Raw genomic sequence first — 25,775 nt, 5'->3', positions numbered from 1 at the left:
CCTTCACCCCCGTTATAATTAAATCAGCTAAATTATAACATATAACTATTTAAAAATGCTATTAAAATTTAACTTAGCTAAATGAAATAACATAATAAAACCAATATGCAATATATAATTTATATATTACGCTAACTTTAATGTCCATAATGACTTAATAACAGCTAAACTTTATTATATATAATGATTCAAAATTAATAATTATATTAACTGCTATTTTTAATGTACTTTTATTCTTATATTATAATTAAAATGTACTATAATATTTTGTCTATAGTTTCTTTAGCTCCATTTATTCCATGTGAAATATTATTAAATACACCTTGTATCTTTTTTAAAAAGTTAGATTGATTTGTTATTCTAAAATCACTATTTCCTAGTCTTATTAATATATCATCTCCATCTTCCTTATATATTTTTAAAAATGAATTATCTTTAATAAAATTAGAGAAATCTTCTCCAAATTCTTCACTAACAATTTTATAATTTTCATTTGTATTTCCAAGTGGTGATAATGCATTTGTGTTAATTACATCTACCTTTATTAATCCCATGACAACAATAATTATCATTAAACACCCTGGCAATATTTTTCTAAAAACATAATTTTTTAGAATATTCTTCACTGCAAAACATCCTTTTCAATTAGTTTAGGAACATAAAAATAAATAACAAGTTACAATTTACTGTTGATATTTTTCATAAGGCAAGTAGGTAAGTCGCCCTCATAGCGGGCCTATTATGAAAATTTGACGACGTAATATAATGAAAAATAAGCCAGCAAATGGACTTGTTATTTTTTGAATGTGCCTTATAAATATTTATTATTTAAATTCTCTCCAAACTTTAAAATTATTATTCAAATAAAAAAATTACAACATTACCAAATCACTGACTAAAAAAAAAGAACATCAATACTTAAAATAAAGTATTAAAATGGTCCCTATGTCAAGGACATTTTGAAAAAGGCTAGGCAGCTAAAAGCTGGTCCCGATATTGAACAGGGGCCAGCTTTTTAAGTCCCCATTGGTATCTGTAATTATTATAGTAATCCATATAATTATTAATTGTTGATTCTAATTCGTAAAATGTTGTACAAATTTTTAAGTCTATTTCATCTTTCATATGTCCAAAAAATGATTCCTGCGGGGCGTTGTCCCAACAGTTTCCGCGTCTAGACATGGATTGTCCAATTTTATATTTCTTAAGAAGTTTTTGAAATCTAGGACTAGTGTAATGAACGCCTTGATCTGAATGAATAAAAACATCTTTATCAAGTAATTTTTTATGATTCCTCATCAGCTTTTTAACAGTTTCAGTAGCTATATCTAATGTAAGACTTTCTGAAAGATGATACGAGAGAATTTCATTTGTAGAAGCATCTTTAATAGTAGATAAATAGGCTCTATTAGATGCTCCATATGTTAAATAAGCTATATCAGTTAATAATACCTTACCGACCAAACCTTGTTTGAATTCCCTGTTCAAAGTATTAGGTAGAACTGTATGTTCTTTAGTAGCTTTCATCATTCTACGATAAGGGTTTGCCTTTCTAATTGGACACACAATATTATATTTTCTCATAATTCTTTGTATACACTTTCGATTTATTACTCTATTAAATTCATGTTCTAAAACCATTTTTATAGAGCGTGATCCTTTCTTGTAGCCTCTATGATTAAATGCTTTAAGAATTATATGCTTTAATTCTAAATCCTTTTCATCTTTAGAATTACGCTTATTACTTGAATTTAAATAATTATAATATCCTGATCTAGAGACTTCAGCTATTTTGCATAAATGAGAAATTATATTTTTATAACTGTATTTTGAAATTATACTCTGTATGATCTTGAATATTGATGTTGAACTTAATTTATTATTTTTCACCTGCCTTTCTTGCAGCTCGATTTTTTTTAATAGTTCTGCCTCCGCTTTCCAATAAGCAATTTCAGCATCTTTTTTAGCTATTATTTCATTCACGGTTAGTTCACGTTTTAGTGGACGACCACTATTTAATTTTCGAGAATCTCTCAATCCAAGCGCTCCTGATTCATTATAAATATTACGCCATCTTTTACTTGCGCACCAAATTCTATTATTTCCAATAACATCTGTATCAAATCCTGCATCCTGAAAAATATAAATAGGTAGTTTACCTTTGCTACGCTCAGCGATAAAAAGTATTTTAAATTCATCTGTATACGTGATTGCTTTATTTGTGACGTTTTTTATATATTTATTCTTTGATAACAATTCAATTTCTTTATTAGTAAATAGTTTTTTACTCATTAGTTCACATCCTGACTGAATTTATACTTGATTTTATTGTACAAAAAAAGAACCTATAAAAATAGTCTTTTTTAAGTGTCTATTTCATAGGTTCCATTTTATATAAATGTTCTTTTCCTTTATTATTTTTTATTTATAATTTCTGCAATCACCCTAGCCATACATTGCGCAGTTACATGTGTTTCTTCAGGTGTATTTGAATCCGATCCAATTTCAAAGAGTACACACGCATCACTTTTACTCTGATTAAATGCATTTTTTCCTCTATTATATGTTAATATCTTTATTGGTAAGGTTGGGAACAATTCAGAAGTCTTATTAAATATTTGTTCTGTAAGGGCTTTATTTTTTCCATATCTTGTACTATTTTTTGCATTTACAAACATTATCTTTGCCGCACTCATTCCATATATGTCTGTTGTTGTTGCCGATTTATCTATTCCTGAATCTCTATGCAAATCAATTATCAATTTAAAGTCTCCATACTTTTGTAAATACTTGTCAACAGTTTCCCCTGATCTTGTATAACTATCATTGTAAGACACAGAATGATTAGTTTTGTCATGTATAACTGAAATTCCATAATTATCCTCAAGTTCTTTAGAAAGAACATCACCTGCTCCAACTACATTGGTATTCTCATCTGAACTATCTGGTTGAGTCTGAGAATAATTTTCTGTAGTATGGCTATGATAAATTAATACTTCTGGCTTTGATTCATCTATCTCCTTTTTTAAACTCGGATTATATATTTGTGTATTTTTGCTATCAGTAGTTGTTGGAGTTGATTCTACTTTAGATATACTATCATCACTCACCTGAAATGGATTAAATGTAAATACTGCATCCTTTTTAGGATTTGATATATTGGTATTAGTTAAATAACATAATTCACTTTCTAATATTCCCTTATAACTAATATTATTAAAGCCTAATACATCAAAACAAACATTTCTTAGTGATAACTTATTCTCTGTATAACTCCCCTCGTCATAAACCTGAGTTTCTATTAACGGCATTCCAAAATTCAGCAATTGAACATATGCAAATGCACCTCTTTCCTTATTATCTTTTAAAACTCCAACAAGTCTTACAAAAAATATCATTACTAAAGTTACAAGGATTAATACACCTATATTAGGTTTCGCTCTACTGCGTTTATTTGAACTACTATTTTTTACTCTTCTATTAAGATACATGACTTTAACCCCTCCCCCTTGTACTCCTTATATTTATATTAGGTATTTTACATAATTATTCTAACTATACATATTTTAATATTGAATATATTATATTAACCCATAAACTTATTTATTTCCTCCATATCCATGTTAGGTTGAACAGCCATATTTATCCCATTTGCTACTATCTTTGAGAGTGAATTTATTACTAAATCAATATCCTTAGGAGTAACTATCATATCTCCAAGAACCTTAGACTCTAATACTTCTCTTATTAAAGCCCCCTTTTCATTTTTATCAAGATTCTTAAGCATTTTATAAAAATCACTCCCATTTGATGAATTACTTATTAATGAATCCACAACTAAATCTATAGTATCATTAGCAATCGTAACTGCATCTACAACCGTTGGAACTCCAATTGCTATAACTTTAACACCTAAATTCTCTTCATTTATTTGTTTTCTATTATTTCCAACACCAGCACCTGGTGATATTCCTGTATCTCCAATTTGAATTGTTGTATTTACTCTTTCAACTCTTCTAGCTGCTAGTGCATCTATGCATATTACTAAATCTGGCTTAACTCTTTCCACAACCCCTTTAATTATTTCCACTGTTTCAACTCCTGTAACACCTAAAACTCCAGGTGCTATTGAGCAAACTGGCCTAACAGAATCATCAATAACTTCAGGCATGACAGTTTTCAAATGTCTTGTTATCATTATTCCTTGTGTTACCTTTGGGCCTAAAGCATCTGGAGTTACCTGCCAATTTCCAAGACCTACAACTAATACTGTTTTTTCACATTCAATCTTTATCAACTTTTCTAAAGCTTTTGCAACTACCTCAGAAACTCTATTCATTGTTTCTCCATCATATGCTGTAAAATCGGGAATCTCTATTGTTATATAATTTCCAGTTGGTTTTCCAATTTTTTTAGCTCCTTCTTCATTTTTTACTTTCACTGTTGTTACCTTAATATCATCTTTTGTCTCTTCAATAAATTCAATTCCATCTATTTCTTTCTCTTCCTTATGCTTTTCTTTATAAATTTCTCTTGCTTCTAGTGCTAGATCTGTTCTAACATCTATCATATAAACACCTCACTTCATAAATTAATCAGTATTATTTTTCCTTTATATTTAAATTTAATACTTGAATTACATAACTTCTGATGCTATAATAAGGTTTGTTGAATATGAACTCGTACGCAGATTTCCCCAAAAACTGCAGAGACCCTATAAAAATCTAAGGGGGTGAATTAAGAATGGCAAATATAAAATCAGCAAAAAAGAGAATTAAAGTTACTGAAACTAAGACTTTAAATAACAGAATGATCAAATCTGCTTTAAAGACTGCTATAAAGAAGTTTGAAGCTGCTATAGAAGTTAAAAACGTTGAAGAAGCTAAAACTTTATATACATCAGTAGTTAAGTCATTAGATATGGCTACTTCTAAGGGAGTTGTTCATAAGAACATGGCTGCTAGAAAGAAATCAAGATTAGCTGCAAAATTAAATGCTATGGCATAATCTGTTAAACCCACCTAATTAGGTGGGTTATTTTTTATGCAAAAAAGACACTGTAAAAATATCAAACTTTTACAATGTCATTAAGGCATATTGTAAAAAATAACAAGTCCATTTACCATAACGCTGTATCGGTAAATTAGATTTGTTATTTATTTTCACGTACCTAAATTATTTTTTCACTGTAAGTGTATTTATAAGAAGGAACTCCATTTCCATAGTTTTATCTATACCTGTAGATTTCATTTTAGTCTCTGTACTAACACAAAGCTTAATAAGTTCTGTTAATTGCTTTTCAGTAAATCTGCTGCTTTGCCCCATTAACTTTTCGCATACAAATTGAGGAAGTCTTAATTCAGATATAAAGTTCTCTACTCTTTTCCCTTGTAACACACCTAATTTTATTTCATATAATCTCAAAAAATGCCTTTGAATCGCACTTATCATAAGCATATGTTGATCTGACTTATATAATATTTCCTTTGCTATATCTATAGCTTTGTCTATCTTTCTTTGAGCAATTAATTCTACCAAATCAAAAATATCATCTTCATTAGAACTTGATATAAGTAAATCAATATCGGATTTCTTTATCTCTCTATCTTCACAATACGATATAATTTTATCAATTTCTCTTTTTATAATATCAAAGTTATTATGTACCTTCTCCGAAAAATAAATTAATTCAGTTCTTCCAATTGCTTTTCCTTTCTCTTTAAATATTTCACCAATCTTTTTAATGTATCTGTCTTTTTTTAATTTATCACAATATACTATTGATGCAAATTTACTTAGAGCAGTTATTTTTTTATTTTTATTTGGCCTCTCTCTTTTATCTTTAAATAAATAATACATAACTAAAATTGTGTATGGTGGAATATTAGATATGTACTTTTTTATATCATTATATAACTTTGTTCCTGCCGAATCACTTTTATCCTGCAAAAAATTAGCTCTATAAATTAATACAACTTTTTTTTCACTCATGAAGGGCATTGTTTCACAGGCATTCATAATAGTATCAAAATTAGCATTCATACCATCAATTTTAATTAAGTTTAACTCCTTCGCTTCATCATTTATCTCCTTTTTAACTATTAGATTTATCCCTTCTTTAATAAGTTCTTCATCTAATCCGCAAAATATATATCCGTTTATTATATTTCCTTTTTCAATTTCTTTTTCGTAAACTTCATAATTAATCAAATCAATTTTCCTCTCTAATATATTCATATATCTCAAGATTATTGAAAAGCCCTTATAATTTTTCCATCTAAAATAAATATTCTTTTTGTAGGCCCATCTTTAAAATTTATTATACCATAATCCTTTGATTCATTTTTATTACTTGTCATTTTTAGCAGGTATTTTTCATTATGTGTATCTAAAAGATAATTATCACCTTGTGGTTTAATATTACAAATATTATCAATGTTTATTGATTTTCTCTTTCTATAATAACTAGTTGCAAGCGCAGCCTTTGACAGTCTTTCCAAATCAATTTGATTTTTATTAGAAATAAGTATTCTTTCTCCTCTATAATTAACTAAAATAGCTCCTTCATCATAATACTTTATGTTTGGAATAGGACTATACAATTGAACTGCTATTATAAATACAGCTATAAAAGGCAAATATATGAATTTTTTATATCCTTTATTAATAAAATATATACTTATTAACAAAAACAAATAGAGAAAAACTACATACTCATTTCCATAAAACATTGGCAGTGAAAATTTATCAATTGTATTTAATGTCAAATCAAATATTTTTATAAGGTTCAAATTTAAATAACTAATAAAATCAAATAGAGCTGGCCATGCATATACTACGCACAAAACATTTCCTAAAACAACCATCATATCAACAAAAGGAACGAGCATCAGATTTCCAACTATAAAATTCATTGAAAAATCCTTAAATATTAGCATTAAATATGGCAAAGTAAAAACTTGAGCACTTAAAGTTAAACTTAATGACTCTCTTAACTTTTTGGGAATTTTATACATTAAATTATTAAATTTTTTGTTAAGAATTATTATACCTAAAGTTGCTAAATATGATAAATCAAATGATACTTCAAATATACTATATGGTTTGTATATTATCAAAATTATAGCTGATAAGCAAAGTGCTGAAATAGAGTTATTATTTCGTTTAAGTATATGTGCGCCCTCAATCGAACTAAGCATTACAAATGCTCTTATACTTGGATAATTATACCCTGTAAAAATAACATAAAAAACAGTAGCTAAAAGTCCTAATTTTCTACCCATTAGTTTTCTTACTAATCCATAAACAATAACTACATGTAATCCTGAAACACTTATACTATGTATAATCCCCCAATTTTTCATGTCATCTTGATCTTCTGGGTCCAAATAATCACAATATCCAAATGCAATTGATGATATTAATCCTGCTTTCCTTCTTCCCAAATTTTTTTCTAATCTATAATAAATATTTTTTCTTATTTCATAAAGCTTAGCAGTAAAATCACCATTATTCTTACTCATATGCAAAACTTTCACCTCTCCTACAATTCCACTGCTCATGTCTTGCACTTTCTCAATTTCACCTGTTATATTATATTTTTCTCCAATCTCTAAATTTTCTATAGCGTTTTTTAATATTATATTTTTACCTTCATAGCTCCCTATAGTCTTGTAACTACTTATTTTAACAATTCTCACTTCTCCATTTATTTTATTCCCAATATTATAATAAGAGTTATTTATATACAATCCTACTAAAAAAAATATAATCATCATAGAGCTAAATTTAATTCCACAATAATAAAATATGCATATAAAAAAGAAGACTCCAATAAATATTGTGAGTCCTCTAAAATCTTCTTTCATCCCATAGCAAATCGAACTAACTGCTAAAGATAAGAAAATATATATTATGGGATTTCCTACTTCTTCTATTTTCTTAGAAAGCATTAACTCACCTCATTAATGAGTTTTTCCACTTTCTCGATAAAATTTCAAAAATAATTAAAAATATAATTGAAACTATTAATTCAATAATAATTATATCTCTAAGAACTATCCCATTAACAATAATAATACATCCTACAGATATAAGAATTAATATAAATGATATAATCGCTAATTTCAATTCATTCGAAAATTTTCTTAAAGAGACGTTATTATTAGATAATGTTAATATCAACATACCTATAGATATAATTGTTAGAGGTATTATTGTTGCTTCTTTTCCATTAACTTTATAAATTGAAATCATCGTAATTATGCTTAATATTAATGATTTTATTACAATTTCGTTTTTGCTAATATTTCTACCTTCATTCAATATGTTAATTAATGATAATGGTACTAATAAGATTCCATTTAAAATTAATACATTCCAAAAATCTAAACCTTCCGTTTGTCCTATTATAATACTTCCAATTAAAATAAATAACTCGGAAAGAATCATAATATAAAATGTACTAAAAGTTCTATCTATATTTTTATTAAGAGCTCTTGAAAAATCTCTTATTTTAAAAAATCCATCTAAATAATTCTCCTTAATATAAACATCTGATATTTTTTTAACTACAGGCGATACATTTCCTTTAGCTATTCCAACATTAGATAAATTAAGTGCTGGTAAATCTCCAAATAGTTCTCCGGTAGTCACTACCTGATGACCATCCTTTATAAACAATGATATTATTTTTGATTTAATTTCAGAAGTTACCCTACAAAAAACCCTAACTCTGCATAACAGCTCCTTAAGTTCTTGTTGATTTAAAGAATCCAACTCTATACCTGCTACTACTTGATTACTGTTTTTTATTAGATTTGCTTTTTTAGCATTTGTTATAGCACTTAATTTACTTTCTTCAGTAAATATAATTGGCACTAATCCTTTGTCTTTAATTTTATTTAAACTAATATGTAAATCGTCTTCTAACGGATTTTCAAGTCCCACAATTCCTACAAAAACCATGTTACTTTCTATATTTTCATCACTTGATGGTTCATATGTAAAATTCCTATAAGCAAAACCTTGAGTTATTAATCCTTCTATGGAAAAATTCATATCCATAGTTTTTATTTTTGTCTTATATTCCTCTGTGAGTTCCCTCTCAACACCTTCAATCATAATATATGTACATTGTTCTAAAACTGCATCAACATTACCTCTTGTATTTGCTCTATATCTGTTGTTTAATCTAGTTACTATAGTTAAAAATCTTTTGTCAGAATCCATTGGTATTTCTATAATTCGTGAATATGCATTATCTATACGATATTTAGAAAATTTCTTTCTTGTACCATATCTTAAAAAAGCTATTTCATCCAATCCGCCAACTTCACTCTTAACTCCCATATCATATGAAGCATTGTTGCATATCAAAGATATTTCTACAATTCTATCGAAAGTTGTTTCCTTCAGATAAGGATCATCAGTAGATATCAAATCATCGTTAATAAATAATTTTTTAACTACCATTTCTTTTTTACTTATAGCTCCAACTTTATCTAAAAACAAAATATTTACATCTTTTATTAAATTAAATACAGAAAAGTTAAGAATATCAACATTTTCATTTGCGAATTTCTTAATTACACCTTTAAAACTAAGAAAAGCTATTATTCCAAATGGTAAACATCCAAGAGCAAATAATGCTGTTGCTACACATTTTTTTTGTATATCTTGTCCAAAATATATAAAATATGAACCTAAACTTATAATTGCTAATAAATAAATTAATAAATCCTTTTCCATTTTTTTAAAAATCATTTCTGCGAAATTATGTTTTCTACTACTTGAATATATTAACATCGCAAGTATTCTTCCTAACTGAGTTGACTTTCCTGTTGCAATAACTATTCCTAATCCGTTACCACATTCAATTTTAGATCCCTTAAATAATATATTCTGCATTTCTTTCAAGGAATCAATGCTTCCTATTATTTTCTGTTCATTTTTTTTCTTATGCTGCTCATCTCCAGTTATAAAGTTTTCATCAACTTTTACGTCATTTGCATTTATTATTCTTAAATCTGCTGGAATAATAGAATCTGTAAAAAACTTAACCATATCTCCTACTACCAATTCATCAGACTTGATAACTTTCTCAATTCCATCCCTTATAACTATCGCTTCTGTAGAGGCTAGTTTTTGCAAACGAACAATTTCCTTATTTCTTTTTATAGTATGTAATATTGCTATTGACAAATTTAATATTAAAAATCCTCCTACAACCGAACTAAATAAATAATATTTTAGCAAAAGTAAAATTATTAAAATAATTAACTGTAACATTAAAACTTTTTGTTTTAATGCATTAAACATATGCACATAAAGTTTATTTGCACTTGGTAAATCCATTTTATTTCCACCATATTTTTGCCTTATTGCAGCACAATCCTTATCACTAATACCTAGTTGAATATCACTATCAAACCATTCAACTATTTTCGTCCAAGAATTAATACAATATTTCTCCAAAATTCTCCCCCCGTCCTCAATTAGTTATTTAAAATTATTAGATGACTTATCATGCTAAATCATTATTAATTATTCTATTAATAGTATAATTATACGTGTTCATGCAAGAAAAGGCAAAATTAAATCACCTGTTTATTTTCGTCATATTATATCTAATACTTAATACTTATTTTTTAGTCTTTGGATTAAATATAAGAGCCATTAAATATCCAAAAAATATTGCTGCTGTAATTCCTGCCGCAGCTCCTTTTATTCCTCCAGTAAATGCTCCTAAAAGCCCAATTTCTTTTACTTCTTTTAATGTTGCCTTTGCTAATGAATTTCCAAAACTAGGTAGAGGAATTGTGGCACCTGCACCACCAAATTCAATTAATTTATCATACCATCCAAAAGCACCTACTATTACTCCTAGACTGACAAATACCACTAATATTCTACCAGCTGTTAATTTAGTTGTATCTATTAATATTTGACCTATTACACAGATAAGTCCTCCAACAATAAATGCTTTTACATAATCCATATTCTTATACCATCCTTTCATGTTCTTATTTTAATAAGATATATGTAAATATAAGACTTTATAAAGCTTTATTTATAATAATTAATTCATCTCAATAGCAACTGCATGTGCTATTCCAGGAATAGTTTCACCTTGAAGTGATGATGTTGTACTCATAAGCGCTCCTGTTGAAACTAATAACACTTTTCTTATTTCTTTCTTCATTAATTTCTTATATAAATACCCAGTAAATACAACTGCTGAACATCCACATCCACTTCCACCTGCTTTAGTATTTTGCTTTTCATTATCAAATATAATCTCTCCACAATCAATATGCTGTTGTCTAATATTATATCCATACTCATCCATTAACTTATCTGTTAATTCTCTTCCTATTTTTCCCAAATCCCCTGTTGCTATAATATCATAATCACTTGGTTTTCTTCCTGTATCTTTAAAATGACTTACTATGGTATCTACTGCTGCTGGTGCCATTGCAGCTCCCATGTTATTTGCATCTTTTTGTCCAAAATCTTTTACTTTCCCTGTTGTTACATAAGTTACTTGTGGGTATTTGCCCTCATGTCCAAGTACTAAAGCACCTGATCCAGTTACTGTCCATTGAGATGTCTGAGCTCTTTGCGAACCATACTCTAGAGGAAATCTAAATTGTCGTTCTGCTGAACTAAAGTGAGAAGATGTTGCAGCAACTACATAATCAGCAAAACCTCCATCCATGATTATAGAAGCTAAACTTAAAGATTCTGACATAGTAGAACATGCTCCATATAATCCAAAGAATGGTATACTAAATTCTCTTGCTGCAAAAGTTGAGGAAATTATTTGATTTAATAGATCGCCAGAGAATAAATAGTCAATATCCTTCTCTTTAAGTTTTGCTTTTTTTAATGTTTCACTAATAGCAGTAAACATCATTTGACTTTCTGCTTTTTCAAAACTTTCTTTTCCACATGTATCATCATTTAATATTTGATCAAAATATGAGCTTAATGGACCTTGACCTTCCTTTGGCCCTACTATTGAATATGTTGATATTATTTTAGGCGGATTTTCTAATTTTACAGTTTGCCCACCTATTTTTTTCTTCTTTATTGTCATATCAAAACACTCCCTAAAATAATATAGTTATGTAATAAATTATTCCAACAATAACTGATGTACCTATTCCATAAACTAAAACAGGTCCAGCAATTGTAAACATCTTTGCTGCAACTCCAAATATAAATCCTTCCTTTTTAAATTCTATAGCTGGTGCAACTACAGCATTTGAAAAACCTGTTATAGGAACAACAGTACCCGCTCCACCAAAGTTAGCTAATTTACTATACAGTCCTGTTCCAGTTAAAAGTGCTCCTAAAAAAATCATTATAATAGGTACAATATTGTTAACCTGATCTTTTGAAATTCCATAGTTAATTGCTATATTATAAATAATCTGACCAACATCACAAATCAAACCACCAACTAAAAAAGCTCTTAAACAATCTCTCATTATTTTAGATTTTGGTGCTACTTCATTAGCCATAGTTTCATATTTCTTTTTTATTATCGCTTCTTTTATTTCTTTATTGTTACTCAAAATAATTCACACTCCTTTTTGATGCACACGAAAGACAATCATAGCCCAAAGAATGCCACGTATATTTTGTGTCACACAAGTAGAAAATTGCAATTAATAGCGAACTATTAACCAAAATTCACAACACAATATAATGCAAAATAGGGCCGTATACTGGTTTATTATTTTTTAATTACGCCTAACTATACATTTATTATTTGTAAATATTCAAAAATTAACTATGTTACTTTATGGAAATATATTTAATAATAAAAAAATAGAACATCTACATACTTATTAGACATAAAACTTGACTTTTGATATATAATTATTGATATTTATGATATTAGATTACTACAATCTATTACTTAGTAATAATCTTAAATTTTCATAAAACTTAATTAAATATATCTAGCAAAATTTTATCATCTATTTTTGCATATATATGTCCTATACTTTGTTTACATTATAAAATTTAAACTTTAATTTATAATGATTTTAACTCACTATTCTTCTTCCAACTTTTTTTTCATTTGAGAGAGTACCTTTTTTTCAATTCTGGATACTTGAACTTGACTTATACCAAGCATTTTAGCTACTTGAACTTGTGTCTTATCCTTAAAATACCTTAACATTATGATTTGTCTTGCTTTTTCATCTAAGCTTCTTAATGCTTCTTTAAGCGCTATTCTTTCAATTAGATTATCATTATCATCACTTTTTTCACTTAATTTATCTATTAAGAGAACTGGTGCACCATCATCCTGATGTATTGTATCATATAAATATTGAAGACTATTTGCAGACTCTATCGCAAATAAAATTTCTTCTTTATCTACGCCTGCATAATCTGCAAGCTCATCTATGGTAGGTGATCTTTTAAGGTTTTTTGTTAATTGTTCTTTGTAGAAATGAATTTTTCTCGATAACGTTTTAACATTACGACTCACCTTTATCATTCCGTCATCTCTCAAAAATCTTTTAATTTCTCCTATAATCATAGGAACTGCATAAGTTGAAAATTTAACATTATAAGTTAAATCAAAATTATTTATTGCTTTAACTAACCCAATTGAACCTATTTGAAATATATCCTCATAATCATATCCCCTATTTAAAAACTTTTTGCTTATTGATGATACTAATGGTAAATTCATTTCTATCAACCTATTCATAGCATCACCATCACCACCTCTAGCTAATGACAACAATTCTGGGTTTTGATCATAATTATAATCCTCTCGTTTTAAATTCTCTTTTTCCATTCTATTTCACCTAACTTACTACGTTAAATTTCTTCTTAATTACCACCTTTGTACCCACGCCCTTTTTACTCTCTACACTCAAATTATCCATAAATGTTTCCATTACTGTGAATCCCATACCTGACCTTTCCAAATCAGGTCTTGATGTATACAATGGCTCCATAGCTTTTCCAATATCCTCAATTCCAATTCCTTTATCAACAATTGCTATAGTTACTTCATTATCATGAATGTCTGCCTCAATTCGGATTATACCATCCTCCTTATTTTCATATCCATGTATGATAGAATTAGTAACCGCTTCTGATATTGCTGTTTTTACATCACTTATTTCATCTATTGTTGGATCTAATTGAGCAACAAAAGCTGCAACAGCAACTCTTGCAAAACCTTCATTTTGGGATTTGCTTACAAATTCCACACTCATTTTATTATCAGACATGATAACCCCTCCATCTAAATGCACCTTACTGCTTCATCTACAGTATTATATTTATTAATAACCTTATATAAACCTGCTAATTCAAATATTCGATCAACATTTTTATTTGCCTCAGCAATGCAAAGATTTCCACCCTTATTACATAGTTTCTTATATCTTCCAACTACAGCACCAATACCTGAACTATCCATAAAAGTAACACCCGAAAAATTTAGCACAACTTTTTTTATATTATCAATATCAATCTTATTATCAATCTTTACTCTGACCTCTTCAGCACTATTATGATCTAACTCTCCACTAAGACTTGCAACTAAAGTTTCTCCTTGCTTTTCAAAACTTAAATACATATTAATTAGAATATTTTAAAATACTATTTTAAAATATCCATCCTTCACCTCCTCATCTTGATTTAATTTCTATCCTTTTTACCATATTTTAACATACTAATTTATTCGTAGTCAAACTTTTTATTCCATTTTATGTATTTTTATTTTCTAATTACATAGAAAAATACCTTAGATTATTTTTCTATTAACCTAAGGCATCTTTCACAATAACTTATTCTTATCTATTTGTTTTTCTTTTTTCCACCTTTATACTTTAAAATCTCATCTTCTATTTCTTTAAAAAAGCTCTTTACTGATTCCCCTTCATCTAGAATTAATACTTCAATAGCGTCTTCTAATGTGTCCATTGTATAAATATGAAATTTATTATTCTTAATATCTTCTTCTACTTCTGATTTTAATATTAATTCACTTACATTTGTACTTGGAATTAATACACCTGTTCCTTCAACTTCACCTATTATACTGCACACTTTATGAAACCCTTCTATTTTTTCATTAACTCCTCCAATAGGTTGAATTTCCCCTAGTTGGTTTATTGAACCTGTTACTGCAATATTTTGCCTTATTCCTTTCTTACTTAAAGCAGATAAAATACAAATTATTTCAGCAACAGATGCACTATCCCCCTCAATCATTCCATAAGTTTGCTCAAAGCTTAATTGAAGATCCACTGGAAGCTTTTCGTAAGGACTTATCAAAGAACTAACAAGTCCTTTTAATATGCTTATTGATTTTTCATGAATATTTCCACTCAATCTGCACTCTTTGTGAATATCAATTATTCTTCCTTCACCTTGAAGTGCTAAACAAGTAACTCTCATAGGCTTTCCAAAACTATAACAAGATGTTCCAACTACTGCTAATGCATTTATTATTCCTACTTTTTTACCACTAGTAGTTATAAGAATTTTATTATCTTTATAACTATCCATTACCTCTTCTAAAATTTTCTCTTCTTCATAAGCAATATCTCTTATATCTTGCTTATCTATATTTTTTTTACCTGCTATCCTTGCATTATTATTTGATAGATATAGCAATTTATTTATATAATAATCATCAACAGATACTTTGTTTCGTTCCCCTACAACTCTAGCTAAATATTTTATTATTTCTTCATATGCATCATCAGTTACATTTAATAAATTATCTTTATTTATTTTATTCTTAACCATCCCTATGATAGCATTTCTTACAATTTCATTGTATTTTATATCACTATCTGCATCAATTCTTAATGGAAATATTCTCTTGAAATCCTCATCTTTATCATATAATATCTCAAAACTTTCGTAATCTCCTATTAATATAACTTTTAACTTAATTTGAATAGGCTGTGGTTTTAATCCAGTAATCGATAGCACATCCAAATAACTTCTTGTGTAACTATAATCTACTTGTCCATGAATTAACGCTTTCTTCAAATAATAATAACTTGATGGACTATTTATTAGCGATGATAATCGCACTATTAAACAGCCTTCATTGGCTTTTACTAAACTTCCAGCAGTAATTAATGATATATCTGTAGTATATCCGCCATTATTGTTCCTGTATTCAATATTTCCTATTAAATTACCAATAGTTGGATCATCCTCATAAATCACTTTTGGATGATGCAGCTCTGAATTATCAACAATTACATTCACTACGTACTTCGAGAAAATTTTCTGTATATCCTCTTCATCATCTTCTAAATTTATTGTATAACATTCTATTATTTCATCTTCTAAATAATCAAATGTTTCTATTAAATATCTATATACACTGTCGTCGGATATGAATTCTAGTAAAAGATCATCTTTGTATTTTTGCATAGAATCTTTTATATAAATTCTATACAAATCTTTAAGTTTTTCAATTGATTTTAATTCAATATCCTTTAATTTCTCTAAAATAGCCTCTGCTTCTTTTTTTAAATTTGATGCTTGTTTTTCAATGCTTTCTTGCGTATCATTTTCTAATTCATCATACTCATCTTGAGTCATCTCAATGCCTTCATCCTTTAAAGGAATAAATACAAATCCACCACTAGTTGATTTAACATCAAAATTTTTAGATTTAGCCATAGCCATCAATGCAGATATATAACTATTTCTTTTTTCATTTATTTCTTCTAGTATATTCTCTTTTTCATCATCTGAAGAACTACTATAAAAATCAACTATACACTTAAGATATTTTTCTTTAATATCTTCAATCATATCTTTTAACAAGGTACCTTTACCATTTTGCAAAAATAAAACTATTGGTTTTATTTTTTCTTGAGATGTTACATAGCAAATATCCTTAGGAGCCGGATAATTTTCATATATACCATCAATATATTTTTGTAAAAATTCTAATTTTTCTTTTGAAAATGAATCTACATAATATATATTGTACCCATCTTTATCAATAGTTAAAGCTTTCTTTATTTTATTTAATGTAGTCATAACTTCCGGTATTCTATTGATACTACTCTGTTTTATTGCATCCTTACATGATGCACAAAAAATAATTTCATTTGGAGTTAACTCTTTCTTCATACCTTATCCCACTTTGAATTTACTATTCTCTATTTTAGTTGCATTTCCAAAGTAGTCTCCTCCTTAAATTAATAGTATATAATATTAATATTCTTTAAATACTAAAATAGGTATAGTTTTTTCAAATAAACTTTAAATAGTTATTTTGCCAGTGTTGTAAAATATTAAAGTTTCGTAATGCTAACCGAAATTAGCCACATATTTGTTCCATAGTACTAAGAAAATTTCGCTGGCAATATCTAAATGTTAGGTTGTACTACTTCAGTTTGCTCCAAATATAAAATTTAGACAAACTAAAGTAGTACAACCTAACATTAAAATATTTCAACAGCTTATTTTCAATGCCTACTCCACAAATATGTGGCCAATTTCTCTGTTTATGAGACTTTATGTTAAAATAAGTATAGAATGATTCCACAATACAAATCAAATTTATACAAAAAATCGAGTACAATATATATAATTTAATCTTTAATATCTAATAGACCTTGGTTTAAACCATTTTGCAAAATTGCTTAATTTAGTATCCAAGTCAAGTTAGTTAAATATGTTTGATTGTAATACCAAATATTTCAGTTTATGCATGTTCTCTTATTATAACTTTAAAATAAAATTTTATTTATCACATACTCCTTGGCATGAGATAAATTTAGATTGGGTATCTATATGCAAGATACTCAAAGTTATTGCAATACAAAGAAAGAGAATACATATATGTGAAGCATACATTGAAAAATAAGCTGTTGGCATATCTTAATGGAGAGTTGTTCCATTTTTAGATTGTCCCAATCTTGCATTGGGAGCACTCTGAAATGGATGCAGCTTTCCATTTAGATATGCCCAGCGAAATTCTTCTAGTATGCGAAACATATATGTATTCTCTTTCGGTTAATTTTTGCCAAACCCTGGGCATTTTACAACATCTATTGACATGATTAAATTTACATTTCTTTACTCAATAATTTCTCCTGCTGTTGAAATAGTTACTACTTGCCATGGAATCATTTTATCACTTGATCTTAATGCATTTGTTACTGCATTTACTATTCCACCACAGCATGGTACTTCCATTCTAACTACTGTAATATTTTTTATATTATTTATTTTAAAAATTTCTGAAAGCTTTTCTGAATAATCAACTTCGTCAAGTTTTGGACATCCTATTAATGTGATTCTATTTCTAATAAACTCATTATGAAAATTTGCATATGCATAAGCTGTACAATCAGCTGCTATAAGTAGACTACAATTATTAAAAAATCCTGCCTTAGGAGATACAAGTTTAATCTGTACTGGCCATTGACTTAATTGTGATGACATGGCACTAATATCTTCATCTTTTTTAATGTTTATTTTATTACGCGTTATCATTTTTGCTTGAGCTCCTGGGCATCCAAATGATATTTTTTGATTTTTATCTGTATTTTCTTGTTTTACTTTTCTTTCTTCAATATTTCTCTTTACTGCTTCTTCATCATATGGTGCTGCTTCACGTTCTTCAAATGTAATAGCACCAGCTGCACATGAAGGTAGGCAATCACCAAGTCCATCACAATAATCATCACGTAATAACTTAGCTTTTCCATTTATTATTCTAATAGCACCTTCATGACAAGCACTTGCACAAAGTCCACACCCATTACATTTTTCTTCATCTATTTTAATAACTCTTCTTATCATAAAATTCACCATCCTAATATAATTTTATATATTTGATTTATTGTCTTTAGTATACTTTAATTTAAATATATTCTCTGTTTCATTTGAAACAAACAATTGCATTTTACTAATAAAAAAAAATCTCTTGCTAGCTAAAAAACTTGCAAGAGATTTTAATAAAACATCTGAATTATAAATTAATCTTATCGTTTTTGATTTTATATAATTCATAAACTTCTTTAAAACGAATTCTATATAATTTTAAAACTTTACTTAATTCTTATCTCTAATTATCATCAGAAATCTTAAATTTAGTTACTAATTCATTAAGTCTGTCTGAAAGTTTTGATAATTGAGTAGCAGTATTTCCAATTTCATCCATGGCAACAGATTGTTCTTCCGCAGATGCAGATACTTCTTCAGTTGCAGATGCCGTCTGCTCTGAAATAAATGATGCTTCTTTCATTTCTGTAACAGTACTTTCTGCTGTTTCAATCATTACTTCTGTAGCAGAAGATACATCACGAACAACATTAAAAATATTACTGATAGCTTTTTCAATATCTTCAAAATGCGTTTCAGCTTGTAATGCTGTCTCCATACCACTTGTAATTTCCTTAGAACCAGTATTCATACTATCAGTTATACATTGAATCTGTTGTTGTATGCCATTAATAAGATTAGATATTTGACTAGCTGCAACAGATGACTGTTCTGCAAGCTTTCTTACCTCATCAGCAACAACAGCAAAACCACGACCTTGTTCTCCTGCACGAGCTGCTTCAATAGCTGCATTAAGTGCAAGTAAATTAGTTTGATCTGCAATACTAGTAATAACCTCAACAATTTTACCAATCTCAGATGATTTTGCAAGTAATATTTTACTTTCATTTAAATTATCATTATTGTTTTCAACAATTATTTTCATGCTGTTTACTGCTTTATCTACAGCTTCAAAAGCTACAGCACTTATATTATGCGATTCCTCAGCCTTTTCAAGCATATAATTACATTTACTTGTAACATTCTCACTTGTCTCTTTCATCTCAACAGTCTTATCTGTAGATAAAGCGACTTGTCTTGCTTGTTGAGTAGTGTTTTCTGCAACAACTTGTATAGCTTTAGAAACTTCAGTTGTCACCACACTAGAATCTTTACAGGAAGCTGCAAGATCACTTGAAAGATTATTAACCTTTTGAGACTCCGTGTTTATATCCGTTAATATACTTCTCAGTGCTTGTACTGTATTATTAAATGCTGTGGCAAGGCTTCCAATTTCATCTTGCGATTCAACCTCTATAGAACCACTTAAATCTCCAGTAGATACATTATTAGCAAAATTACTAAGACGAGTTAATGGTTTAACAAGTTTACTTGCTCCTAAGTATATAGCTAATGATAAAACAATTGTAATTCCTAATGCTATTATTAACATAATTATTATTAACTTATTAGATGCAGCAAAAAGTTCATTTTCATAAACTACATTAACTACAGTCCAATCAGCTATTGGAGCCTTAGCGTAAAATGCAATTTTCCTATCGTTTCCTTCACCAAAGCGGAATATTCCAGGATTACCACTCGCAATAAGTTCACTTAATTTTGTAAGCTCAGGATCATTAACTGTAGTAATCTTTTCTTTCATTGCCCAATCTTTGTTTGGATGAACAATAAAAGTACCATCCTTTGCTAATAACATTCCATATCCCTTTTGTCCATACTTCTCATTTTCTACTATCTTTTGTATAGCTTCTATTTTTAAACTCGCACCGGCACCACCTACAACATTACCATTCTCATCCTTTTGCCATGCAAGCATTAGTACCATATTAGCTGAATATGCGTCAGAATATGCTGGTTTTAATATAACATCATAAGGAACACCACCATTTTGAGAAAACCTTTCTGATGCTTCTGCTACTGCTGCCTTTGCCCAAGGAGAAGTTTTACATTGTCCATCTTTTACATTAACATATCGTGCTGTAAGCTTAGTTAAACTATCAGCATTATTCCATTGATCTTTAGGTAATGAATTTACAATATGTAAAGCTGCATATTGATCTGGATATGTATCTTTAATAAATTGCCATCTAGATAGATTTAGTTCATCTATCAATTTTGTAGATTCATCATCTTTGCTTAAGTCCAGACTAGGATTACTTTCTAAAATACGTTTCATCATAGGATTTTGAGCTGTTTCACGTACTTCCCCAAGTCTTCCTGTCAACCAAGTATTGATGTGATCTGTAGCTTCAGTCGTTCTCATTGACATTGAATCCATTATTTCTTTTTCGATTATCTTGTTAAATTTAACATATGCAATTCCTGTTAGTGACAATAAGCCAACTATAACTAATGGTAAAACTAACAACATAAACTTAGATTTAAAAGACATTTTCATATTTTCTAATCCCCTTATAAATATTAAAAATTTTACTTGTATATATTTTATTTTTGAAATTCGTTATTATAAAACCATATATGATTTAATTCTTCTTCATTCTTATCTAAATTTTTTCTTCCTCTTATAACCTTTGCAGGCACACCTCCCACTAAAGCATTATCCTCTACATTTTTATCTAGTAGAGAACACGCAGCTACTATTGATTGCTTTCCAATTGTAACTCCTGGCAATATAGTTGAATTCGAATATATTTTAGCATAATCCTTTACAATTACAGGAGCATAAGTCCTTAATTCATGATCATCTTCAGTATGTGAATGAGTAAATATTGTTACCCCCTCAGTTATTACAATTGAATCCCCTAATATTACGCCTCCCTTTGAATCTAAAAATACCCCCCTATTCAGAAACACGTCATCTCCTATTTCAATGTTATCTGGAACATTAAAACGAACATTTTCCTCCGCCACAAAATTCTTTCCACATGATTTAAATAATTTGTTTGCTAATATCCTTCTAAATGGAATAGAAAAATTAGCTGCAAGGCACATCGGAGATTTATCCAATGCATCCCATAAAAAATGCAAATATCTCTTTTCTTGTGAAAAACCTATTTCTTGATTTTTAGGCAAATAATCTCCATACAATTTAAGTTCATCCAATATTTCAATCGGAAAAGAACATTTTAAAGTATTTAAGATTTTAATAACACCCTCTTTAGTTATCCCATTATTAACAATGCATTCCACTTCGTTCAGTAAATTATTTATTTTATTCATATGTTAGTTTGATTATTAAAATCGTAATAAAAATAATCAATCCTCCTCTCAATACAAAATCATTAACTATACGATTTTATTGGCTATTAAGCACAGTATAATACCAAAAATAATCTCTTATACCTATGTGCAATTATTGTATATTTTAAATTAAAAGGTGCCTATTATATATAGACACCAAAGTTAAAACAAATATAAAATTCATGAATTTAACTATATTTTGGCAACCTGACAATCATAGAAAATAAAATTTTCCTTAGACTCATAGCTTTGTGGCCCTACTTTTCAGTAAGTGTACTATTATCATTATAAAGTTTTAATCTTCTAATAAACATTATTACACTTTTTGTGGCAAATTTCAATATAATAAATTAGATTTTTCCAATAATATTGTTATTTTTACTTAATTATATATTTTTTACATATTAGGATAATTACAATTTTTATAGAACTCAATAAATATTAAAAAAAGCAGTTGATATTATATGAACTGCCCCCTGTCAAGTAGACAGATGAAAAAATAAAAAAATTATGAAGCTAAGGTCTGATTTCGATATTCAATTGGAGTCAGACCTTTTAAATTTTTCTGTAACCTCTTTGTATTATAAAATACTATGTAATCATCAATCGCTTGTCTTAATTCTTCATAAGTATAAAATTTTTGCAAATAATACATCTCGCATTTGAGAGTTCCCCAAAAACCTTCCATTGGTCCGTTGTCGATACACCTACTGACACGTGACATGCTTTGAGTTGCATTAATCTTATCAAGTTTAGCCTTGAAAGTTCTATTAGTATATTGAAATCCCCTATCACTATGAAAAAGTGGCTTTGCAGTCGGATTAGCAATTACTGCTAAGTCAAGTGTATCAAAAACAAGTTGATTGTTATTTGAGTGACCGACCACATAAGAAATAATGCTTTTATCAGATAAATCAAATATTGCACTGAGGTAAGCCTTTTGACCATTAAGTATCTTAAACTCAGTAACATCTGTTAACCATTTTTCATTTGGTTTCTTTGCATAGAATTCTCTATTTAATTTGTTTTCTGCCGTTATTTGTGGAGTACTTTGTAGATAAGACTTTCTCTTTTTTCTTATAACTGATTTCATGTTAATAGACTTCATTAATCTATAAATTCGTTTATGATTATACTGTTTATTAAGAAGTCGATTTATATTCATTGTTATCCGACGGTATCCATAGATACCATGTACATCTTCATAAAGCTTAACAATTTCTTTTAGTATTATTGAATTCTCTTTATCTAATTCAGTCTCTGAACGGTTAATCCATTTGTAGTAAGATGATCGTGCAATACTAGCTAAATTGCATAAATCAGCTATTGGATAGCCATTTTCCTCATGTAATTCTTTTATAGAAATATATTTATATTCTTGGATGATTCTAGTGCTTATCGCCTTCTTTCTACTTCCTTCAATTTTTTTAAGAAATCATTCTCCATCTTTAAACGTCTATTTTCTGCTTCAATAAGTTTTAGTTGTGCTGATAATTTATCAGACTCAGTAAGCTCCTCAGGCTCTTTACGCTTACCGCGACGGTCCATTAACTCTTCATATCCATTAGATTTATATTTTCTTACCCATGTATAAACTTGTTGATAAGAAACCTTAAATTTATCAGCAGTGGCTTGATAATCATCATTATTCGAAATGCAGAATGCAACAATCTCAATTCTTTCTTCATAAGTGGTTTTTCTTCCATTAGTCATAATTCTATCCCCTTGCTTATTGTGAGATTTAAATATCTTATGACTATTATACTTCTTAATCCATTGTTGGAGACTATAAATTGATGGAATTTCATATTTAGTGCATATATTTTCCAATGAACCGTTGCCATCAAGATAATCATGAATTGCCATATATTTGATTTCTTCTGAATAAATTTTATTTTTATGAGTAACAACTAATCCGTTTTCACCATTCATATTATACTTACGAATCCAATTCCTAAATGATTGATTATGGATGCTAAAATCAGAACATATTTGTGCAGCACTTTTTTCACCTGATAGGTAAGATTTAATAGCTCTTAGCTTTTCTTCAATAGAAACTTTTTCTTTTCTGCCCATAAAAAACACCCCCTTTATAGAAACAGTTTTATTATTTTAACTGTCTACTATAAAGGGAGCATATCAATATTCCAACTACTTTTATCATTAATTATTATTCAACTTAAAAAAGACCAAAACTTTTTTGTAGCCATTTAAAAATTTCACTTACAAAATTATTCAATTAATTTACCAACGTACCATTTGAATCTAATGCATAACAATCAATTGTTGTATCTTTTGCCATTATCCCTGAATCATATAAGTAATACCATTTGTCGTTTAAATTAATCCAGCCCGTTTGCATTGTCCCTGATGTATTTAAATAATACCAATTACCATCTATACATTGCCAACCAGTTTTCATAATACCACTTTGATTAAAATAGTACCATTTATCAAATTTGTTTAACCATCCAGTTTTCATTATTCCATCATCTTGTAAATAATACGTGTTTCCATTGCTCCTATCAGTAAACCATGAATCTTTTAATGGCGTTCCTGTTTCATCATTATACATCCACTGATTGTTATTCTTAACCCATTGACTACATTTTCCTGATATATTTTTTAATATTACGTCTTTATCGTCAGATGTATTTGTTTCAGTTCCTCTTACTATATTTAATATATATGTCCTCTGTTCATCATTATCTGGATTCTTAACCTCTATCCTTATTGCATTTTTTCCTCTAAACAATGATATATTTTTAGTATAATTATAATTATCATTGCTTACTTCTGTACCATCAATTGTTACTACATAATTTTCATTTTCTGGTTTTGCTTCAATTGTTATTTCTTGCAAATTATCTTTAACTGATAAATTGTAAATATTTTGACTTGTTAGAGAATCTACATTATCACTTCCAACATTCAATGATTTTAGAAAAACATTTCCCTTATGTAAATCTTCAACTTGATCTGAAGTTGAAGATTTGGAATTTGATTGCTCTGCATCTCCTCTTGTTACATTAAGTGTATATGTTTTTTCACTATCATCTTCACTATTTTTAACTTTTACAGTTATAGTGTTTTGTCCATTTTCTAACTTTATTTTTCTTTTGTAGTTATCGTCCTCATCAACTTCTGTCCCATTAATTATAACATTATAAGAATCTTCTTGTGGTGTTGCAGTAACTCCAAGTTCATCAACAGATGAATCTACATTAACATCGTAAGAATATTGTGTCGAAGAAAAATCAATATTTCCATCACTTAATTCAACCGATGATAAATGAACATCATTTATCTCCTCATCTAAATCTGCAGAACTCGAACTACTGCCTCTAGTTATATTTAAAGTATAAATTTTTGTTCTACTTCCATTTATAACTTTTATCTTAATTGTATTTTCACCTTTATCTAATTTTACATCTGTTTTATATTCACTGCCTTCAGTAACTGTTTCTCCATCAATCGTTACTGTAGTATAATCTGTATTTGCCGGTACTGCTTTAATTGTTACATATTCAACTGAAGATTTTACATGTACATCATATGATGTTGTGGTTCTGCTAAAACTAATACTACCATCACTTAAAGAAATTTTACTCAAAAGATCACTATTATCTGTTGAAGCATACACTTTCTCATTAGTTAAATTCAAATATTTAACAGGTTCAACTACCGAGAATACGCCTATAGCAAGTGTTAAAACTACTACATGCTTAATACTTTTATTCATAAAATATCCATCCTTTTTAATT

The 25,775-nt window shown here is 28.3% G+C and carries 22 protein-coding genes and 1 riboswitch; of the genes, 1 reads left to right on the top strand and 21 read right to left on the bottom strand.

Features of this window, described 5'->3' with window-relative positions:
• Window positions 1-257: 257 nt before the first annotated feature.
• From CLSA_RS05255 to gpr, 4 genes are all read right to left on the bottom strand, one after another.
• Window positions 258-626, bottom strand: a complete 369-nt coding sequence (locus CLSA_RS05255; RefSeq protein ID WP_052334786.1) for a hypothetical protein — start codon at window positions 624-626, stop codon at window positions 258-260.
• A 343-nt stretch (window positions 627-969) separates the two neighbouring features.
• The gene (locus CLSA_RS05250; RefSeq protein WP_022744368.1) at window positions 970-2,292 is read right to left on the bottom strand and encodes an IS3 family transposase; all 1,323 of its coding nucleotides are present in this window, start codon (window positions 2,290-2,292) and stop codon (window positions 970-972) included.
• Between the two features lie 122 nt (window positions 2,293-2,414).
• Window positions 2,415-3,491 (bottom strand): stage II sporulation protein P, encoded by a 1,077-nt coding sequence (locus CLSA_RS05245; protein ID WP_022744367.1) that lies wholly within the window; start codon window positions 3,489-3,491, stop codon window positions 2,415-2,417.
• Window positions 3,492-3,586: 95 nt separating this feature from the next.
• Complete coding sequence (gene gpr, locus CLSA_RS05240; RefSeq protein ID WP_022744366.1) at window positions 3,587-4,570, bottom strand: GPR endopeptidase; 984 nt, start codon at window positions 4,568-4,570, stop codon at window positions 3,587-3,589.
• A 173-nt stretch (window positions 4,571-4,743) separates the two neighbouring features.
• Here gpr and rpsT point away from each other — a divergent pair, with 173 nt between their 5' ends.
• Entirely contained in the window at window positions 4,744-5,007 is a 264-nt protein-coding gene (gene rpsT, locus CLSA_RS05235) for a 30S ribosomal protein S20 (protein WP_022744365.1), read from the top strand.
• A gap of 168 nt (window positions 5,008-5,175) precedes the next feature.
• Here rpsT and holA read toward each other — a convergent pair whose 3' ends face one another.
• The 17 genes from holA to CLSA_RS05150 all read right to left on the bottom strand — a co-directional run bounded on the left by holA (window position 5,176) and on the right by CLSA_RS05150 (window position 25,753).
• Window positions 5,176-6,210 (bottom strand): DNA polymerase III subunit delta, encoded by a 1,035-nt coding sequence (gene holA, locus CLSA_RS05230; RefSeq protein ID WP_041716099.1) that lies wholly within the window; start codon window positions 6,208-6,210, stop codon window positions 5,176-5,178.
• A gap of 38 nt (window positions 6,211-6,248) precedes the next feature.
• A complete protein-coding gene (locus CLSA_RS05225) occupies window positions 6,249-7,952 on the bottom strand; it encodes a ComEC/Rec2 family competence protein (RefSeq protein WP_022744363.1) in 1,704 nt (567 codons plus the stop codon).
• A gap of 4 nt (window positions 7,953-7,956) precedes the next feature.
• Window positions 7,957-10,476, bottom strand: coding sequence for a P-type ATPase actuator domain-containing protein (locus CLSA_RS05220; RefSeq protein WP_022744362.1), 2,520 nt, complete (start codon window positions 10,474-10,476; stop codon window positions 7,957-7,959).
• A gap of 166 nt (window positions 10,477-10,642) precedes the next feature.
• Window positions 10,643-10,999 (bottom strand): stage V sporulation protein AE, encoded by a 357-nt coding sequence (gene spoVAE / locus CLSA_RS05215; RefSeq protein ID WP_022744361.1) that lies wholly within the window; start codon window positions 10,997-10,999, stop codon window positions 10,643-10,645.
• Between the two features lie 81 nt (window positions 11,000-11,080).
• A complete protein-coding gene (gene spoVAD, locus CLSA_RS05210; RefSeq protein WP_022744360.1) occupies window positions 11,081-12,100 on the bottom strand; it encodes a stage V sporulation protein AD in 1,020 nt (339 codons plus the stop codon).
• 13 nt (window positions 12,101-12,113) lie between these two features.
• Window positions 12,114-12,581, bottom strand: coding sequence for a stage V sporulation protein AC (spoVAC, locus tag CLSA_RS05205; protein ID WP_022744359.1), 468 nt, complete (start codon window positions 12,579-12,581; stop codon window positions 12,114-12,116).
• A gap of 485 nt (window positions 12,582-13,066) precedes the next feature.
• On the bottom strand, window positions 13,067-13,825 hold the full coding sequence (gene sigF / locus CLSA_RS05200; protein ID WP_022744358.1) for an RNA polymerase sporulation sigma factor SigF: 759 nt from the start codon (window positions 13,823-13,825) through the stop codon (window positions 13,067-13,069).
• A 10-nt stretch (window positions 13,826-13,835) separates the two neighbouring features.
• Entirely contained in the window at window positions 13,836-14,267 is a 432-nt protein-coding gene (gene spoIIAB, locus CLSA_RS05195; RefSeq protein WP_022744357.1) for an anti-sigma F factor, read from the bottom strand.
• Between the two features lie 14 nt (window positions 14,268-14,281).
• Window positions 14,282-14,617, bottom strand: a complete 336-nt coding sequence (gene spoIIAA, locus CLSA_RS05190; protein WP_022744356.1) for an anti-sigma F factor antagonist — start codon at window positions 14,615-14,617, stop codon at window positions 14,282-14,284.
• A gap of 221 nt (window positions 14,618-14,838) precedes the next feature.
• Window positions 14,839-17,148 carry an AAA family ATPase gene (locus tag CLSA_RS05185; protein WP_022744355.1) on the bottom strand — a complete coding sequence of 770 codons (2,310 nt, stop codon included), beginning with the start codon at window positions 17,146-17,148 and terminating at the stop codon, window positions 14,839-14,841.
• Between the two features lie 951 nt (window positions 17,149-18,099).
• Window positions 18,100-18,828 (bottom strand): ATP-binding protein, encoded by a 729-nt coding sequence (locus CLSA_RS05180; RefSeq protein ID WP_022744354.1) that lies wholly within the window; start codon window positions 18,826-18,828, stop codon window positions 18,100-18,102.
• Window positions 18,829-18,852: 24 nt separating this feature from the next.
• Complete coding sequence (locus CLSA_RS23060; RefSeq protein WP_022744353.1) at window positions 18,853-19,038, bottom strand: hypothetical protein; 186 nt, start codon at window positions 19,036-19,038, stop codon at window positions 18,853-18,855.
• Between the two features lie 55 nt (window positions 19,039-19,093).
• The gene (locus CLSA_RS05170; RefSeq protein ID WP_022744352.1) at window positions 19,094-21,208 is read right to left on the bottom strand and encodes a methyl-accepting chemotaxis protein; all 2,115 of its coding nucleotides are present in this window, start codon (window positions 21,206-21,208) and stop codon (window positions 19,094-19,096) included.
• A gap of 47 nt (window positions 21,209-21,255) precedes the next feature.
• On the bottom strand, window positions 21,256-21,990 hold the full coding sequence (locus tag CLSA_RS05165) for an acyltransferase (protein ID WP_022744351.1): 735 nt from the start codon (window positions 21,988-21,990) through the stop codon (window positions 21,256-21,258).
• Between the two features lie 219 nt (window positions 21,991-22,209).
• Window positions 22,210-22,299, bottom strand: a riboswitch (cyclic di-GMP riboswitch).
• A gap of 220 nt (window positions 22,300-22,519) precedes the next feature.
• Complete coding sequence (locus tag CLSA_RS05160) at window positions 22,520-23,395, bottom strand: IS3 family transposase (protein WP_257788124.1); 876 nt, start codon at window positions 23,393-23,395, stop codon at window positions 22,520-22,522.
• Between the two features lie 11 nt (window positions 23,396-23,406).
• The gene (locus CLSA_RS05155; protein WP_022744350.1) at window positions 23,407-24,087 is read right to left on the bottom strand and encodes a helix-turn-helix domain-containing protein; all 681 of its coding nucleotides are present in this window, start codon (window positions 24,085-24,087) and stop codon (window positions 23,407-23,409) included.
• Between the two features lie 163 nt (window positions 24,088-24,250).
• Entirely contained in the window at window positions 24,251-25,753 is a 1,503-nt protein-coding gene (locus CLSA_RS05150) for an N-acetylmuramoyl-L-alanine amidase family protein (RefSeq protein WP_158380591.1), read from the bottom strand.
• Between the last annotated feature and the right edge of the window lie 22 nt (window positions 25,754-25,775).

The sequence above is a fragment of the Clostridium saccharobutylicum DSM 13864 genome (assembly GCF_000473995.1).
In the GTDB taxonomy this organism is placed as follows: domain Bacteria; phylum Bacillota; class Clostridia; order Clostridiales; family Clostridiaceae; genus Clostridium; species Clostridium saccharobutylicum.
Note: the sequence above shows the minus strand (reverse complement) of the source record. Positions and strands in the feature narration are given on the sequence as shown.